The sequence below is a fragment of the Bacteroides sedimenti genome, assembly GCF_040365225.1.
Lineage (GTDB): Bacteria > Bacteroidota > Bacteroidia > Bacteroidales > Bacteroidaceae > Bacteroides > Bacteroides sedimenti.
In genome coordinates this window covers 2,370,207-2,387,364 of the sequence record NZ_AP028055.1, presented here as the reverse complement: position 1 = coordinate 2,387,364, position 17,158 = coordinate 2,370,207, and the positions used below count along the sequence as shown (strand labels likewise).

At 40.6% G+C, this 17,158-nt stretch carries 12 protein-coding genes; 4 read left to right on the top strand and 8 right to left on the bottom strand.

Features of this window, described 5'->3' with window-relative positions:
- Positions 1–10 precede the first annotated feature (10 nt).
- Positions 11–385, bottom strand: coding sequence for a hypothetical protein (locus ABWU87_RS09370; RefSeq protein WP_353330161.1), 375 nt, complete (start codon positions 383–385; stop codon positions 11–13).
- Positions 386–715: 330 nt separating this feature from the next.
- On the opposite strand from ABWU87_RS09370, the gene ABWU87_RS09365 reads away from it, so the two are divergent.
- Complete coding sequence (locus ABWU87_RS09365; protein WP_353330159.1) at positions 716–1,462, top strand: TIGR02757 family protein; 747 nt, start codon at positions 716–718, stop codon at positions 1,460–1,462.
- Between the two features lie 123 nt (positions 1,463–1,585).
- On the opposite strand, the gene pdxH is transcribed toward ABWU87_RS09365, so the two are convergent.
- Positions 1,586–2,230 carry a pyridoxamine 5'-phosphate oxidase gene (gene pdxH / locus ABWU87_RS09360; RefSeq protein WP_353330157.1) on the bottom strand — a complete coding sequence of 215 codons (645 nt, stop codon included), beginning with the start codon at positions 2,228–2,230 and terminating at the stop codon, positions 1,586–1,588.
- 113 nt (positions 2,231–2,343) lie between these two features.
- Here pdxH and ABWU87_RS09355 point away from each other — a divergent pair, with 113 nt between their 5' ends.
- A complete protein-coding gene (locus ABWU87_RS09355) occupies positions 2,344–3,360 on the top strand; it encodes a threonine aldolase family protein (RefSeq protein WP_353330155.1) in 1,017 nt (338 codons plus the stop codon).
- Positions 3,361–3,546: 186 nt separating this feature from the next.
- Here ABWU87_RS09355 and ABWU87_RS09350 read toward each other — a convergent pair whose 3' ends face one another.
- The 4 genes from ABWU87_RS09350 to ABWU87_RS09335 all read right to left on the bottom strand — a co-directional run bounded on the left by ABWU87_RS09350 (position 3,547) and on the right by ABWU87_RS09335 (position 8,968).
- The gene (locus ABWU87_RS09350; protein WP_353330153.1) at positions 3,547–5,250 is read right to left on the bottom strand and encodes an acyl-CoA dehydrogenase family protein; all 1,704 of its coding nucleotides are present in this window, start codon (positions 5,248–5,250) and stop codon (positions 3,547–3,549) included.
- A gap of 4 nt (positions 5,251–5,254) precedes the next feature.
- A complete protein-coding gene (locus ABWU87_RS09345) occupies positions 5,255–6,274 on the bottom strand; it encodes an electron transfer flavoprotein subunit alpha/FixB family protein (RefSeq protein WP_353330151.1) in 1,020 nt (339 codons plus the stop codon).
- A 21-nt stretch (positions 6,275–6,295) separates the two neighbouring features.
- On the bottom strand, positions 6,296–7,168 hold the full coding sequence (locus tag ABWU87_RS09340) for an electron transfer flavoprotein subunit beta/FixA family protein (protein WP_353330149.1): 873 nt from the start codon (positions 7,166–7,168) through the stop codon (positions 6,296–6,298).
- Positions 7,169–7,780: 612 nt separating this feature from the next.
- Positions 7,781–8,968 carry an aminopeptidase C gene (locus ABWU87_RS09335; RefSeq protein ID WP_353330147.1) on the bottom strand — a complete coding sequence of 396 codons (1,188 nt, stop codon included), beginning with the start codon at positions 8,966–8,968 and terminating at the stop codon, positions 7,781–7,783.
- 99 nt (positions 8,969–9,067) lie between these two features.
- On the opposite strand from ABWU87_RS09335, the gene ABWU87_RS09330 reads away from it, so the two are divergent.
- Together ABWU87_RS09330 and ABWU87_RS09325 are read left to right on the top strand one after the other, a co-directional pair.
- The gene (locus tag ABWU87_RS09330; protein ID WP_353330145.1) at positions 9,068–11,260 is read left to right on the top strand and encodes a cation:proton antiporter; all 2,193 of its coding nucleotides are present in this window, start codon (positions 9,068–9,070) and stop codon (positions 11,258–11,260) included.
- 24 nt (positions 11,261–11,284) lie between these two features.
- The gene (locus tag ABWU87_RS09325) at positions 11,285–12,154 is read left to right on the top strand and encodes a patatin-like phospholipase family protein (RefSeq protein WP_353330143.1); all 870 of its coding nucleotides are present in this window, start codon (positions 11,285–11,287) and stop codon (positions 12,152–12,154) included.
- A 238-nt stretch (positions 12,155–12,392) separates the two neighbouring features.
- Here ABWU87_RS09325 and nifJ read toward each other — a convergent pair whose 3' ends face one another.
- Both nifJ and ABWU87_RS09315 read right to left on the bottom strand, forming a co-directional pair.
- Positions 12,393–15,941 carry a pyruvate:ferredoxin (flavodoxin) oxidoreductase gene (gene nifJ / locus ABWU87_RS09320; RefSeq protein WP_353330141.1) on the bottom strand — a complete coding sequence of 1,183 codons (3,549 nt, stop codon included), beginning with the start codon at positions 15,939–15,941 and terminating at the stop codon, positions 12,393–12,395.
- 31 nt (positions 15,942–15,972) lie between these two features.
- Positions 15,973–17,151 (bottom strand): ATP-binding protein, encoded by a 1,179-nt coding sequence (locus ABWU87_RS09315; protein ID WP_353330139.1) that lies wholly within the window; start codon positions 17,149–17,151, stop codon positions 15,973–15,975.
- Between the last annotated feature and the right edge of the window lie 7 nt (positions 17,152–17,158).

Sequence of the window (17,158 nt, the reverse complement as noted above, 5' to 3'; positions counted from 1 at the left end):
TTTTGTGTGTTTAGTCTCTTTTTGTATTTGTTTGTTTGGTCCTTGTTTTCTGATTGATTTCAATAAAGGTTATTCCTTTAATTTGAATCAGCTTTTGGATAGATTCAATAGGAATATGAAAGCTGTATATTTGCAGAGAATATGGAATTAGCTTTCCCCCTATTTTCTCTACTTCCTTTTCTTGAAAAGAATTATCTGTTTGCAGAAAGCCGAAGATATTGAACAGACCATCTATCTTTTTCAGAGAAAATTGTTTTATCAGATTCTCTGAAGGAACAAACTGATCTAGGGAATTGCCTTCGGCTTCTTCGGATAGCGCTGTCAGAAAAACATTAAATCCGCTTGAAAACCTTGATTCATTCATAACACCCTTCTGACTTTTCATGTAACCTGGAATCTGATGGGAAGAACATCCTATGCTGCAAATTAGAATTAAGATGAAGCTGGTGAACCGAATCTTCATTTGAATGTGTCTTGATTAAATTTATAAGCAAATATATGTTTTTTTTCTGAGTAAAGAGTATTTATATACTTTAATTGTGAAGATAACGTTTGAATAGGCATTATTATTTGCCAAAAACGATGCATTTTAATACAATTTATATATTATGGTATTGTGAAGATATTAAGTTTATTTGGATTTTTGAAAGACAAATATTGATAAATCTTTGTTTAGAAAGTATTAGATTTGCACAATTATGATTGATGAAAAAGAATGGAATTTAAACTGAAAAATAAACATATCTCCATTAAAAGCAAGCTTGATGAGCTTGCAGAGACATATAATACCTATTCATTCATAGAAACTGACCCGATTCAGTTTCCCAGAAGATTTTCGCTACTTCAGGATGTGGAGGTTTCGGCGTTGCTTACTTCAATAATTACTTGGGGAAAGCGCGACCTGATTTTAAGAGATGCCGAGAAGATGCACTCTCTAATGGGAAATAGTCCGTATACTTATATAATGAATCGGGAGTGGAAAGAAATGAAAGGATCGGAGAAAAACATACATCGTACTTTTTTTGAACGGGATATGTGGGATGTTTGTCAGGGATTGTACTACTATTATCAGAAAAGCCATTCTTTGGAAGAGTTGTTTCTTTCAGATGGAATATTAAATGGCCTTCAGATGTTATCCGGCTGGATTCCTTCCAGGCATATCTCATCACCACAAAGAAAAAGTCCTTGCAAAAGAAGTAACCTGATGCTACGTTGGCTGGTAAGGAATGATGGAATTGTAGATATGGGAGTTTGGAAAAGAATATCTCCGGCTGAGCTTATCATTCCCCTGGATGTGCACGTAGGACGTGTTTCCAGAATAATCTGGAATGATTTACCCAAAACAGATCGCCTATCAACAGCGTTGAAAATAACAAACCATCTATCAGAGCTTTGCCCAGAAGATCCCTGTAAATATGACTTTGCACTGTTTGGATATGGAGAAGATCAAAGTCACAGATAAAAGATAAGCAAATGGAATGGAACTTAGTATCTGTTTTTGGAATGCATAAATAATAATTTCTCTCTTGTGCAATCTAATATAACACAATTATAGTATATTAGGAATAGCCACATTTGCACAGTTTCAGGGTGCGAGTCGCTCAATCTTCCAGCTTTGGTCATTTTGCAGAGTATAAAGAAAACGATCGTGCAGCCGACTTTCTCTTCCTTGCCAGAATTCAATGCGCGTTGGAGTTACCGCATAACCACCCCAGTTCTCAGGTCTTTTCACCTCTTTCCCTGCCAAGCGAATACTTTCCCTGATAAATGCCAGCATGATTTTCATTCTTCCTGAAATAGGTCTGCTTTGAGGGGAAATGCGTGCCCCAATACGACTCTTATAAGGTCGGGTTTTATAATAATCATCCGATACTTCGGGCGGAACCTTTGTGGCAATTCCTTCCACGTGGACCTGCCTTTCCAGCTCATGCCACAGAAAGGTAAGTGAGATATATGGAGAACCGGTCAACTGTTTTCCTTTGCGGCTTTCATAGTTGGTGTAGAACACAAATTTATCATCACGTAACTCTTTTAGCAACACGCACCGGGTGGAAGGTTTTCCGTCTTCAGAAACCGTACCTACAATGACAGCTGTTGGTTCGTTAACATTCGCGTCGATTGCTTCTTCCAACCATTTCTGAAATTGAATGAATGGATTGTCAGACAGGTTTTTTCTTGCCAGTCCGCCCCTTAAGTATTCTCTTCGTATATTTCGAATATCAATTTTCATTTTTTCTTCTTTCTGTTTCGAACAAAGTTAAAGAAATAGATATATTTTGCAACCATTGTCAATGTGATTTCAACAAAAAACTGTTCCTTTGCAATGATAAACAAAATACTATTATGAGAAGTTTTGCATCAGACAATAATTCAGGGGTGCACCCTTTAGTAATGGAGGCACTTGCAAAAGCCAATAAAGACCATGCTTTTGGTTATGGTGACGACCAATGGACTGCTGAGGCTGTCCTTAAAGTGAAAGAGACATTTACTCCCGATTGTGAACCATTTTTTGTGTTCAACGGAACAGGTAGCAATGTTGTTGCCTTGCAACTTTTAACCCAGCCTTACAATTCTATCCTTTGTGCCGAGACTGCTCACATCTATGTGGACGAATGCGGTTCTCCTGTTAAAATGACTGGATGTCAGATCCGCCCGATTGAAACTCCCGACGGAAAGCTTACTCCGGAGCTTATTTTACCTCACCTGCATGGGTTTGGCGATCAGCATCATTCCCAGCCAGGAGCCATTTATATCTCTCAGTGTACCGAACTGGGAACTGTTTATACCGTAGAAGAACTGAAAGCCATTACAAGTCTGGCTCACGAATATGGAATGTATGTGCATATGGACGGTGCACGCATCTCCAATGCAGCTGTAGCTCTGAATCTTTCTCTGAAAGAGCTGACGGTGGATTGCGGAATCGACGTGCTTAGTTTCGGTGGAACAAAGAATGGCTTGATGATGGGAGAGTGCGTAGTTGTTTTTGACCCCGTTTTGGCCAAAAAAACACGTTTTTTCAGGAAACAGTCGGCACAGCTGGCTTCTAAGATGCGTTACCTCTCTTGTCAGTTTACGGCTTACCTTACTGATAACCTCTGGCACACAAATGCGTCACATGCAAATAAGATGGCGCAGCTACTTTATCAGGAGCTGAAGAACTATCCTGGGGTAACTTTTACTCAAAAGCCGGAAACAAATGCTCTGTTTTTGAAGATGCCTCGGAAGGTGATTGACAAACTGCTGGAAACCTATTTCTTCTATTTCTGGAATGAGACCAATAACGAAGTGCGTCTGGTAACATCGTTTGATACAACTGAGGATGATGTGAAGAGATTTATTGAAGCGTTGAGAAGCATTTGAAAAAGGGCTTCGTTAGGGATGACTGATTGATGCCCAACCAATGATAAAGGCTCGCGGAGTGGAGTTATGTCTTGCGGTGACAGGATTGTTGCAATGATGAAACAAATAATTCGGTAAAAATGCGAACCACAAAAAAAGAAAGCGGAGGCTCTGAAGCCTCCGCTTTCTTTTTGGATTGATAAGATATTACTTTCTGTAGAAAGACAAATCTTCTGCATCGAACTTGTTGATGAACAATGCGTGTTTGTCAATTTCACCTTCCGCATATTTAACGAATACATGAGCCGATTCTGTGAAAGAATCACATTTTGAAGCATCATGTACAAGCAGATAACCCATGATGGTGTATCCGGCCATTTCAACCAGACGGCGAGCCATGAAGTCGAGCAATTCCTGATCTTTGGCAGCAACTATCTTTTCAACAACTGCGGCATATTTTTCAGACATTGCTTTCAGACGGCGATGCAGACCCTCCAATTCGGGAGCAACATGCTCTGCTTCGTACTCTTTCATGCGAGCCAGGTAAGCACCTGTTGTTACATAACGGATAGCAGCTACTACCTGAAGTTGGGTTGTACCTTCGTAGATGCTGGTGATACGAGCATCACGGTAGATACGTTCGCAAGCGTAGTCTTTCATGAAACCGGAACCTCCGTGAATCTGGATACAGTCGTAAGCGTTCTGGTTTGCAAATTCACTTCCCAAACCTTTTGCAAGTGGAGTGAAGCTGTCGGCCAGCTTAGAGAATGTTTTCTGTTCTGTTCTTTCTTCCGGAGTTAGTTTGCGTTCTTTGGAAATATCGTCGAGCGCCTTGTAGATATCTACGAAACGAGTTGTTTCGTACAATAAGGTACGTGAAGCATCCCGTTTTGCTTTCATCAATGAAAGGATTTCGTATACAGCGGGGAATTCAATGATTGCCTTGCCAAACTGTTTACGGTCCTTGGCATATGCCAAGGCTTCGCTGTATGCAGCATGAGAAATACCTACAGATTGTGCTGCAATACCCAGACGTGCACCGTTCATCAATGCCATTACGTATTTAATCAAACCGAGTTTGCGGTCGCCGCAAAGTTCTGCTTTTGCATTTTTGTAGACAAGCTCGCAGGTTGGAGAACCTTTGATACCCATCTTGTTTTCGATACGACGAACGTTTACTCCACCGTTCTTCTTGTCGTAGATAAACATTGAAAGACCACGACCATCGTGAGTTCCCTCTTCCGAACGAGCCAGTACCAAGTGAATATCAGCATCACCATTGGTAATGAAACGTTTTACACCGTTTAGGTACCAGCATTGGTCCTGTTCGCTGTAAGTAGCTTTCAGCATTACTGCCTGAAGGTCGGAACCTGCATCCGGTTCAGTAAGGTCCATTGACATGGTTTCGCCGGCACAAACACGTGTGATATAACGTTGCTTTTGATCTTCGTTACCAAACTCGTAAAGTGTTTCAGCACAGTCCTGTAACCCCCAAAGGTTTTCAAAACCGGCATCACAGCAAGATACCATGTCGGCTGCCATCATGTATGGAACATTTGGGAAGTTAAGTCCTCCGAAACGGCGAGGCATTGACACTCCCATTAAGCCTGCGTCAACTACCGCTTTTAGGTTTTCTGCAGTTCCGCTTGCATATTTCACGCGGTTATTGATTACCTGAGGTCCTTCGTGGTCTACGTGCTCTGCATTGGGAGCAATGATTTCCGAGCAAATTTCACCTACAATTTCCAGCACTTTATCGTAGCTGTCCATTGCATCTTCAAAATCTACAGGAGCATAATCAAAATTATTTTTGTCAGCATAGTTGCGCTCTTTGAGTTCAACGATTCTCTTCATCAACGGATGATTGAGATAATGCTTCAGTTCTGGTGTATCTAAATATAAGTTTGCCATTTTACTACTTCGAATTTTGTTTATAGAACTTAATCATCTTTGGCACAACCTCTTCTACTGTTCCGTTAATAACATAATCGGCAATAGTGTTGATCGGTGCATTCGGATCATTGTTAATTGAGATAATCATTGAACTCTCCTGCATACCTGCGATGTGCTGAATCTGACCTGAAATACCGCAAGCGATATAAAGTTTAGGACGTACGGTTACACCTGTTTGTCCAATTTGACGGTCGTGTTCACAGAAACCGGCATCGACAGCTGCACGTGAAGCTCCTACCTCTCCGTTTAGTACCTTTGCAAGGTCGAAAAGCAAGTTGAAGTTTTCTTTGGAACCGACACCGTAACCGCCGGCTACAACGATAGGAGAACCTTTGATGTTGGTCTTTGATTTCTCGATGTGACGTTCAATAACCTTCACAACGTAGTCTGTGTCGGCTACATACTTGTTTACTTCATGACGGATAATTTCGCCTTTATAATCGTTTGAAAGGATTTGTTTCTTCATTACCCCTTCGCGAACGGTTGCCATCTGTGGGCGGTGTTCAGGGTTAACAATGGTTGCAACGATGTTACCACCGAATGCAGGACGAATTTGATACAGCAGGTTGCTGTAAACTTTGCCTTCTTTCTTTTCTTCGTGGTCACCGATTTCGAGAGCAGTACAGTCGGCTGTCAAACCGCTTGTCAGTGCTGAGGAAACACGAGGGCCAAGGTCGCGTCCGATAACGGTAGCCCCCATCAGACAGATTTGAGGTTTTTCTTCTTTGAAGAGGTTCACCATTACGGATGTGTGAGGCAGTGAAGTGTAAGGGTAGAGACCTTCTGCATCAAATACATGCAGTTTGTCTACTCCGTAAGGAAGTACCTGTTTTTCAATACCATCTAATTTGTAACCGGCAACAACAGCTTCCAACTGGCAGTTCAACTGGTTAGCTAAAGAGCGGCCTTTGGTAAGCAGTTCAAGGCTTACGTCGGCAACAATGCCGTCTTCTATTTCGCAATATACAAATAAATTGTTCATTTTTACTTCTTTCTTTAGTGATTAACCAATTGTGTGATTTGCCAAAAGCTCTACGATCAGATCTTCAACTTCTCTGTCGGAAGAAGAGATAGTTTTATTCTCTTTTGCCTGGAAAACAATGTTCTGAATTGCTTTAACCTTTGTTGGAGAACCGGAAAGACCGCATTGTTTAACATCTCCTTCAACATCGGTTACACTCCATTCTACAAGATTCAGATAATCTCTTGTATCATAAAGATCGGTATAATCAAGGTTTCCTTGTTGTTTTTCGGTTACTGTCTTGGCATGTTTGTACTTCTGTACGAACTTGGCATTGCGTGGACGACAAGGGGCTGCTGATCCATTTACAGTAAGTACGATGGGAAGAGGACCTTCCACAGTTTCAATACCGCCGTCAATGTGACGCTTTACAGTAATGCGGCCGTTTTCAACCTTTACAATCTCTTCTGCATAAGTAATCTGAGTTAATCCCAGCTTTTCAGCGACCTGAGGACCTACCTGAGCTGTATCACCGTCAATGGCCTGACGTCCGCCGATAATTACATCGTATTCCTTTATTTTACGAATGGCAGTGGCAAGTGCGTAAGATGTGGCCAGCGTATCTGCTCCCGCAAATGCTCTGTCGGTAAGCAAATAACCATTATCTGCTCCGCGATATAATCCTTCGCGAATAATATCTGCCGCACGACCTGGTCCCATTGTCAGGATTGTTACGGTAGAACCGGGGTGTGTATCTTTCAACCGGAGAGCTTGCTCAAGAGCATTCAGGTCTTCTGGATTGAAGATAGCCGGAAGTGCCGCACGATTAATTGTTCCGTCGGCTTTCATGGCATCTTTCCCAACGTTACGTGTGTCGGGGACTTGTTTTGCCAATACAATAATCTTTAAACTCATGATATTAATTTTAGTATTAGTATTCTATTACCAGTATAGTAGAGCTGTCAACGGAGTGTTGAAAGCTGTTTGTCTAACGGTCTGCAAATTTAGTCAAACAGTTGACTTATACAAAGGATTATTATTTAAAAATGCACATCTTTATACTTTATGAGCAAATAGATTAGCAAATTAATAACTGAAAATAGAGTAACTGTAAATGAGTATGTTGCATATTTGCTTAGTAAAAGCGGGTATACAGTATAATATTTGTCTATAACCTTTTTTGTTGCTTAACCAGGTTTGACTTTTTATAATCCGGCTCTTTATTCTTGGTCGATCGAAAAATTACAATGTTCAGACAGCACTAAATGTTACTGAGTGCCTGTAATAATGGATAAAGAATGGTAATGTGATAAGTTATACTGGATAGCGGCAAATTTTTAGATGGAGATAACCTTGTATGGTAAATGAGAAATTTATTGGTTAACGACGGATAAATATAAAACAAAAGGCACAGGAAAAAATCATTCCCGTGCCTTTCTTATTTTCTTGTACAGAAGATTGCATTCTTTTGTACAAAACAATTCATTCTTCTGTACAAAAGAATGCAATCTTTTGTACAGGATATTTTTATTTTATCCCCAGCTTTTTAGAAATATTCTTAGGAAGAGCATCTTTGTGAACCAAAATGTTCATCGTCTTGTATTTAACAAATGCTTTCGAGGCATACCATATTCCTTTGTACTTGCTGTTTGTTCCCCAAGAGTTCTTCACCATGAAGTAATCTTTTCCGTTCTGATCTTTTGCGATCCCGAAAATAAGCATACCGTGATCATCGGTTGTTTCCCAGTTGTCAAATCCGGTCTGGCGCATTTCCTGAGTAATTTCCTTTTCTGGCATAGGTTTTGAGGTGAGCTCCTTGTTCTTTTCGGCAGTTGTCATGCCGGTCCAGCGTGCCATGTCAGAGCCTGTTAGTTCATTCGATTTTACTTCATCCGGAACTACGGCAATGCCGTCGCGTGTAAATCCCGCTTCACTAACATCGCTACCCCAAGCAACTGTGTATCCTTTGTTGACAGCATTTTCAATTACCTCCATAAATTCGTCGATTGGCAGGTTGTATGAGTTGCCGTTGCGCCAGTTGTCTTGAATCTCAATTGCAAATTCTGAATAGAACGGATGGTGGGTATAAGAAGTAAGTGAAACATAATCGTCAGCATTCAGTCCCAGTTCTTTGGCAAACGACTGTGGAGTATATTTCTTTCCTTTATATGTGAAATCTTTCGGGCATTCGCCAAGGTATGTGCTTACAACTGCGTTGAAGCCATTCTTCCAAACCGGAGTAAGTTTCTTGAGAGAACCTTTTCCAATGGTATTTACGTATGATTGCATCAAAGCATCGAGTTCATTGTGAACAGGAAGTGTATCTCCATATTGTATTCCGTTCATGGCTTCCTGAGGAACCAATCCGTAGTTCTTCATACAATAAATAATATCATAGAAGCTTCCACCCGGGCCAAAAGGGCTGTCTCCGTGCAAACGGACAAATCTTTCCGCACGATCTTCCATGGTGTGATGAACCACAAACATTTCAGAAAGATCATATTCCCCTTTTCCTTTGCGAAGAAGTTCAGCTTCCAGAAATCCTAGTCCCGAGAAACTCCAGCAAGTACTTGAACGGTGCTGATTTTTTATGGAAGTGATAGGGTTTTCTTTTACTGTTGTAAAAATAAATCCTTCTTCTTTCTTTGCTTTCTCCTGTGCTGTACTGTGAAGAGTAAAGGCTGCTAAAAGGGCTATACATGCAATCTTTTTCATAATACTTTAATTAATTTCAATTTTTAATGATACAAAGATAAGTATTGTTGGATAAAAATTTAGTAGATTTGTTTTTAATTTCAGAATTATTAAAGAGACATGAGCAGAATCAAAAAAAATTATATTATTTATGTAATCATGCTGGTGCTTTTTTCTGGTATGATTTATGTCGCGTTAGAAGAAGGCAACCGATTCAGCCATCTGGACATGACAAAAATAACGTCAGGACAGTTTGAAGATCATTATGAGATGTTTCGACGCATTCTGATTGAGAATTTTAATAGCCCTTTCATGATTCTGTTGCTCCAGATAATTGTGGTTCTATTTACTGTACGCCTTTTTTCTTTCCTCTTCAAATATATCGGTCAGCCTGGTGTTATTGGCGAAATCGTAGCTGGAATTATTCTTGGTCCATCAGTCATGGGTTACCTTTTCCCGGAGTTTTTCGGATTTTTGTTTCGTCCCGAGTCCATGACCAATCTTCAGATGGCCAGTCAGATAGGTCTGATTCTTTTTATGTTTGTAATAGGTATGGAACTTGACTTCAGCATATTGAAGAATAAAATAAATGAAACACTTGTAATAAGCCATGCGGGAATATTAGTACCCTTTTTTCTGGGGGTACTCTCATCGTTCTGGGTTTACGAAGAATACGCTTCGCAACATACATCATTCCTTGCTTTCTCTCTTTTTATAGGAATTTCAATGAGTATCACCGCCTTTCCGGTGCTAGCTCGTATTATACAAGAAAGAAACATGACCAAGACTCCTATTGGGGTTCTTGCAATTGCCTCCGCCGCAAATGACGATGTAACGGCTTGGTGTTTGCTGGCGGTTGTCATAGCTATTGCCAAAGCGGGGACATTTGGTAGTGCGCTTTATGCTGTGGGGCTTACTCTTTTGTATATAGTGGTAATGTTTACTGTGATTCGTCCGTTCTTGAAAAAAATCGGCGATTTATATGCCAATAAAGAGGTTATAAACAAAACATTTGTAGGATTTATATTTCTTATTCTGGTAATTTCAGCGGCAACAACAGAACTGATAGGTATTCATGCTCTGTTCGGAGCCTTTATGGCTGGTGTTGTGATGCCTCCAAACTTCGGTTTCCGGAAAGTAATGATGGAAAAGGTTGAGGATATATCCCTAGTTTTTTTCCTTCCCCTCTTCTTCGTTTTCACCGGATTGCGTACAGAAATTGGCTTGATTAACAGTCCTCAGCTACTAGGAGTCTGTGCAATGTTGATTGCAGTGGCTATCATCGGGAAGTTTGGTGGTTGTGCTATAGCCTCTAGACTGGTAGGTGAGTCCTGGAAAAACAGTCTTATTGTAGGCTCACTGATGAATACCCGTGGATTGATGGAACTAGTTGCTCTGAATATAGGGTACGAAATGGGAGTTCTTCCGCCATCAATTTTTGTGATTTTGGTTATTATGGCGTTGGTTACGACATTTATGACCACTCCGGTACTATCATTAATTGAAAAGATATTTGAAATCCGTAAGCCTGTGATCAGTCTGACAAAGAAGCTGATATTATGTTTTGGCCGAATGGAATCAGGACGCGATTTGCTTGTGATTTATGAACTTCTTTTCGGACCAAGATTGAAGCAGAAAGAGGTTATTGCAGCTCATTATACTTTGGGAACCGATTTAAACCCTTTGCATGCAGAGCAATATGAGGAAGACAGTTTTAATCTGATAAACACTGAAGCTAAGAAAAAGTCCCTGAAAGTGGATTGTCGTTATAAAGTAACCGATAAGTTGGTGCAAGAGATGATACATCTTGCGCAATCAGAGAAACCGGATTTGCTTTTACTTGGAGCCGGTAGTAACTATATGATTGAAGGTGGTGCCCCGGTTTTACCTTTGCTAGGATTATTTCGTAATAAAATTAATGATGTGATTAGTCAAGCCAGTTGTGAAGTGGCGGTTTTTGTAAACCGAAACTTCGGTCATGGTGAGGTAGCTCTGGTTCTTGGTGGGAATATGGATCTGTTCATGCTTCATTACCTGGAATCATTACTGATGAATCATATTAAGAAGGTTCATCTTTTCATGTTTGCCGGAGACGAAAAATTTACCAAGCGAGTAAATACCATTCTTGAACAATACCCGGAATGTGTAATTCCACATCCGATTAATGATACTTCTGAGATTACATTTAATCAGAAAGATGGTTTGCTCATTCTCAGCCATTCGGTTTGTGAAAAAATAGCCGAAGACAGAGACGCTTTTGAAGCTCTGCCATCATTGTTAGTAATGAGTCCGAAGCAACATCAGAAAGGATAACTTTAAAAAAGAGAAAAAATAAATATGACGATAGATTGTAATACTGGATTAGTTCTCGAAGGAGGAGGTATGCGTGGGGTTTTTACCAGTGGCGTACTTGATTATTTTATGGATCATGATATCCGGTTTCCTTATACAATTGCTGTTTCAGCTGGAGCTTGCAATGGATTGTCGTATATCTCGCGTCAACGTGGACGTGCCAAGTTCAGCAATATCGATTTGTTGGAGAAATATCATTATATTGGTGTGAAGCATCTTTTAAAGAAAAAGAATCTGCTGGATGCTGATCTGCTTTTCGGAGAGTTCCCCGAGAAAATACTACCTTACGATTATAAAACTTATTTTTCCTCTTCCGAACGATTTGTGATGGTTACTACGAACTGCGAAACCGGTGAGGCTAACTATCTGGAAGAAAAAGAGGAAAAACAGCGTCTGTTGGATATATGTAAAGCATCAAGCAGCCTACCTATTGTATGTCCTGTTACCTTTGTGGATGGAATCCCGATGCTCGACGGAGGAATTGTTGATTCTATACCTCTGCTTCATGCCATGGAAGAAGGATTCCAGAAGAATATAGTGGTATTGACCCGCAACAAAGGATTTCGTAAAGAGACTAAAGACCACAAGGTTCCATCTTTTATTTACCGCAAATATCCCAAAATAAGAGAAGCACTGAGCCGCCGCTGCTTTGTTTATAACCAACAGTTGGAAATGGTGGAGCGTATGGAAGATGAAGGAAAGATTATAGTTATTCGACCTGAGAAACCAATGGTGGTGGATAGGGTGGAGACTGATGTGATGAAACTTACAGATCTCTATAATGAAGGCTATGCTTGCGCGGGGAAAGTGATCAACTCTGTGATAGATGATATTCAACCAACACCCCACTGCTGATTAGCCAATCACCAATAGTTGTTATATCCAATCTCAAAGTATTTTATTTGATAATAATCAAAACGCTATTATAGTATTTACTGATAATGATCATTATATTTCAGAAATCAATATAGGTTAGGTTTTATCTATATTCGAGCTGGAAAAACGATGAATTAAAAAACATCACATTCTAAATGAAAAAGAAAGGCTGCTTCAGAATTCTGAAGCAGCCTTTCTTTTATAGAACTAAATTGAATTAGTCTTCTTGTTCAACACCCCATTGTTGCTTAGCCAAACGCTTGTAGTTGTTATATCTCCATTTAGCGTTTTCCTGAGCAGCCTGGAACAACTCTTCAGCTTCAGCAGGATATTGTTTTGCTAATGAAGCATAACGAACTTCACCTTTCAGGAAGTTCTGGAAGTTATCCCAGTTTGGAGCTTTAGAATCCAATGTGAATGGATTTTGTCCCTCAGCTTCCAATGCAGGATTGTATCTCCACAAGTGCCAGTAACCGCATTCTACAGCAGCAGCCTGCTCAGCTTGTGCTTTACCCATACCGGCTTTCAAACCGTGGTTGATACATGGTGAGTAAGCAATAATAATTGAAGGTCCGTCATAAGCTTCTGCCTCACGGATGGCTTTCAATGTCTGAGCCTGGTCAGCACCCATAGCGATTTGTGCGCAATATACATATCCGTATGTAGAAGCGATCAGACCAAGGTCTTTCTTGCGTACTCTCTTACCAGAGGCAGCAAACTTAGCAATGGCTCCAACCGGAGTTGCTTTAGATGACTGACCACCAGTGTTAGAGTAAACTTCAGTATCAAGAACCAAGATATTTACATTCTTTCCAGATGCAAGTACGTGATCCAAACCACCGAAGCCGATATCATAAGACGCACCGTCACCGCCGATAATCCATTGAGACTTTTTGATTAAGAACTTGCTGAGTGAAGCAACTTCTTTGCAGATATCGCAATCGCAAGCTTTAACCAGCGGAGTAATTTTGGCTTCCAGTTCGATTGAACGTTCTGTATTCTCTCTATCAGCAATCCATTCGTTGAACAAACCTTTCAGTTCTGCTGAACAGCAATCGCAAGTTTGTGCTTTAGTCATTAAGTCAACAAGACGATCACGCATTTTCTCAACAGCCAGAGACATACCCATGCCGAATTCAGCAAAGTCTTCAAACAAAGAGTTTGCCCATGCCGGTCCGTGTCCTTCTTCGTTAGTTGTATAAGGAGTTGATGGAACTGAACCTGAGTAAATAGAAGAACATCCGGTCGCATTAGCAATCATCTGACGGTCGCCGAACAACTGAGTAAGCAATTTTACGTAAGGAGTTTCACCGCAACCTGAACAAGCGCCAGAGAATTCGAACAATGGAGTAGCAAATTGTGAGTTCTTCACGTTGGCATTTACATTAACCAAGTGTTGTTTGCTCTTAACCTTGCTAGCTACATAATCCCAGTTAGCTGCTTGCGGAAGTTGACTTTCAAGAGGAGCCATTTTAAGAGCTTTACCTTGCTTGTTACCCGGACAAACATCAGCACAGTTACCGCAACCAAGACAGTCGAGTACGTCAACCTGAATACGGAATTTCATGCCATCAAATTGTTTTCCGGTAGCTTTCAGCATATCTGTGAAAGGAGCTGCAGCTTGTTCTGCTTCATCAAGAACGAATGGACGAATAGAAGCGTGAGGACAAACATAAGCACACTTGTTACACTGAATACAGTTTGCAGATTCCCATACTGGAACGAAAGCAGCAACACCACGTTTTTCGAAAGTTGCAGTACCTTGTTGCCATGTGCCGTCTTCAATACCAACGAAAGTAGAAACAGGAAGGTCGTCACCATTCTGAGCGTTGATAACCTTAACTACATTTTCTACAAATGCAGGAGCATTACTTGTTGCAGCTTCTTCGTCGGCTAAAGTCGCCCATGCAGGGTCAACAGTCAGTTTCTTATATTCACCACCACGATCAACAGCAGCATTGTTTTTGTCAACAATGTCCTGACCCTTCTTGCCGTAAGATTTCACGATGAACTTCTTCATCTGTTCTACAGCCAGATCAACAGGAATAACCTCTGTGATGCGGAAGAATGCAGATTGAAGGATAGTGTTTGTTCTGTTGCCCAAACCAATTTCCTGTGCAATCTGAGTTGCATTGATATAGAATACTGAGATATTTTTTTGTGCAAAATAACGTTTTACGTTGTTTGGAAGGTGTTTTGCCAATTCTTCTTCATTCCAGATGGTGTTCAGAAGGAAAGTTCCATTTTCGCGCAGACCACGAGTTACATCGTACATACGAAGATAAGCCTGAACGTGGCAAGCAACGAAGTTTGGCGTATTTACCAAATAAGTAGAACGGATTGGAGAGTCACCGAAACGAAGGTGTGAACAGGTGAAACCTCCTGACTTCTTAGAGTCGTAAGAGAAGTATGCCTGACAGTGTTTGTTGGTATTGTCACCAATAATCTTAACAGAGTTCTTGTTGGCACCAACAGTACCATCTGCACCCAAACCGTAGAATTTAGCTTCGTACATGCCTTCACCGCCTAAAGCGATTTCTTCTTTCTTAGGAAGAGAAGTGAAAGTAACATCGTCAACGATACCAATTGTGAATTGGTTCTTAGGCATAGCTAAAGAAAGATTTTCGTATACAGAAAGGATCTGAGTAGGAGTGGTGTCTTTTGAAGACAGGCCATAACGTCCGCCTACGATAACCGGCGCATCAGCCTGTCCGTAGAAGCAGTCTTTTACGTCTAAGTATAATGGCTCGCCTACAGCACCTGGTTCTTTTGTTCTGTCTAATACAGCAATGCGTTTTGCAGTCTTAGGAACAGCTGCCAAGAAATGTTTAGCAGAGAATGGACGATACAAGTGTACAGCAACCAAACCAACTTTCTCTCCCTGAGCAGTCAGGTAGTCAATTGCTTCGCGGGCAGCTTCTGTTACAGAACCCATTGCTATAATTACACGGTCAGCATCTTCTGCGCCATAGTAGTCGAACAGACTATATTTACGACCAGTGATATCTGAAAGTTCTTTCATGTATTCTTCTACGATAGCAGGAACTGCATCATAGAATTTATTGCAAGATTCTCTGTGTTGGAAATATACGTCTGGATTTTCAGCCATACCACGTGCAACCGGATTTTCAGGATTCAATGAACGGCTGCGGAATTCGGCCAGAGCTTCTTGATCAAGGAGATGAGCAAGATCTTCATTTTCCAACATTTCAATCTTCTGGATTTCGTGTGATGTACGGAAACCATCGAAGAAGTTTACGAAAGGAACGCGGCTCTTGATAGTAGCCAGGTGAGCAACTGCCGAAAGGTCCATAACTTCTTGTACAGAACCTTCTGCCAACATTGCAAAACCTGTCTGGCGACAAGCCATCACATCCTGATGGTCACCGAAGATAGAAAGAGCGTGAGAAGCCAGAGCACGTGCTGATACGTGGAAAACGCAAGGAAGTAATTCACCTGCTATTTTATACATGTTAGGAATCATTAACAACAATCCCTGAGAAGCTGTGTAAGTTGTGGTCAGTGCTCCTGCCTGAAGAGAACCGTGTAATGCACCTGCTGCACCTGCTTCAGATTGCATTTCCTGTACTAAAACTGTTTCGCCGAAAAGATTTTTACGTCCGGCGGCAGCCCATTCGTCTACGTATTCTGCCATAGTCGAAGATGGGGTGATAGGATAAATCGCAGCTACTTCTGAGAACATATACGAGATATGTGCAGCAGCTTGATTACCATCACAAGTGATGAATTTCTTCTGTTTAGTCATAATTGTTAATATATTAAATAAAAAATTTTAGTTAATAAAGAAAACCGAACAGCCATAAAGGAATTTGATTATCGCGTCCTATGTCTGCCCGATGAATCGCATAAGTAATATTGGGATTATTTTTTGCCTTAAACCCTTCGGCACATATTTTAAACGGAATTTTTTCATCCACTAAGAATGAGGTTCCTTTCTCTCCTTTATTCAGGATATGATCTTTGTAGAGTGCATTAAGGAAGAAAGTTTCTACTACATCCTGTTCTTCCACTTTTACCGAATAGATAGAATACATTAGATTGGTGTTATGCATCATAATTCTGGATGGTTTTTTTGGAAATGCTTCTCCTTTTGGGTAGACCATGTTGATTAATCTTGCATCTGCCAGATATTTAATATAGTTCATTACTGTAGCTCGAGAGGTCTCTATATCCGTCGCTAATTGACTTACGTTAGGTGCGGAAGGACCATTGCCTGCGAGCTGGTAAAAAAGTTTCTTTATCTTGGAGAGATATTTTAATTCTATCTGCTTAATTAATAGAATGTCTACCTCTATCATCATGTTCATGGTTTTAAGTAAGTTTTCAGAAAAATTTCTTTTTTCAAGAAAAAAAGGATAAAAACCATGATGCAGATAATCCTGAAAATAATCATTAGGACGTACTTTTGAAAGAATACTCCTGGCTATTTGTTCATGATTGACAAGGATATCTTCAAGCTTATATGAGGGGAAAGAGCTACTTGTCTGAAGATTTAGAAACTCTCTGAAAGAGAATCCTCTAAGATTGTATGATTTAACGATACCCGACAGTTCGGCATTCTCCTCTTTCAATCGCATCACTGATGAACCAGTAAATACAATTTTTAATTCGGGAAAACGATCGTAACACACTCTTAGCTCATGACTCCAGTTGGGATACTTGAAAACTTGGTCAATCAACAGCACTTTACCTCCGTTTTTCTGGAATTCATCAGCAAAATCAACAATAGTGTGTCCCGAAAAATAAAAGTTATTCATGTTGATGAACAGGCATGATCGATCTGTTCCGAAGCGTTCTTTTGCATATTGCAACAGAAATGTGGTTTTACCAACTCCACGTGTCCCTTTGATGCCAATCAGACGGTCGTTCCAATCGATCTCGTCCATCAGTTCTCTTCGGACGGCGGCATGGGTGTGTTCTACCAGGTAACTGTGTGTTCTGTAAAAAGCTTCCATAAATTTC

Bases quoted from the DNA above. Each gene is read 5' to 3' on its own strand.
- ABWU87_RS09315 (WP_353330139.1), bottom strand. From the start codon at position 17,151: ATGGAAGCTTTTTACAGAACACACAGTTACCTGGTAGAACACACCCAT.
- ABWU87_RS09350 (WP_353330153.1), bottom strand. From the start codon at position 5,250: ATGGCAAACTTATATTTAGATACACCAGAACTGAAGCATTATCTCAAT.
- ABWU87_RS09340 (WP_353330149.1), bottom strand. From the start codon at position 7,168: ATGAGTTTAAAGATTATTGTATTGGCAAAACAAGTCCCCGACACACGT.
- ABWU87_RS09345 (WP_353330151.1), bottom strand. From the start codon at position 6,274: ATGAACAATTTATTTGTATATTGCGAAATAGAAGACGGCATTGTTGCC.
- ABWU87_RS09370 (WP_353330161.1), bottom strand. From the start codon at position 385: ATGAAAAGTCAGAAGGGTGTTATGAATGAATCAAGGTTTTCAAGCGGA.
- ABWU87_RS09325 (WP_353330143.1), top strand. From the start codon at position 11,285: ATGACGATAGATTGTAATACTGGATTAGTTCTCGAAGGAGGAGGTATG.
- ABWU87_RS09365 (WP_353330159.1), top strand. From the start codon at position 716: ATGGAATTTAAACTGAAAAATAAACATATCTCCATTAAAAGCAAGCTT.
- ABWU87_RS09355 (WP_353330155.1), top strand. From the start codon at position 2,344: ATGAGAAGTTTTGCATCAGACAATAATTCAGGGGTGCACCCTTTAGTA.
- pdxH (WP_353330157.1), bottom strand. From the start codon at position 2,230: ATGAAAATTGATATTCGAAATATACGAAGAGAATACTTAAGGGGCGGA.
- ABWU87_RS09330 (WP_353330145.1), top strand. From the start codon at position 9,068: ATGAGCAGAATCAAAAAAAATTATATTATTTATGTAATCATGCTGGTG.
- ABWU87_RS09335 (WP_353330147.1), bottom strand. From the start codon at position 8,968: ATGAAAAAGATTGCATGTATAGCCCTTTTAGCAGCCTTTACTCTTCAC.
- nifJ (WP_353330141.1), bottom strand. From the start codon at position 15,941: ATGACTAAACAGAAGAAATTCATCACTTGTGATGGTAATCAAGCTGCT.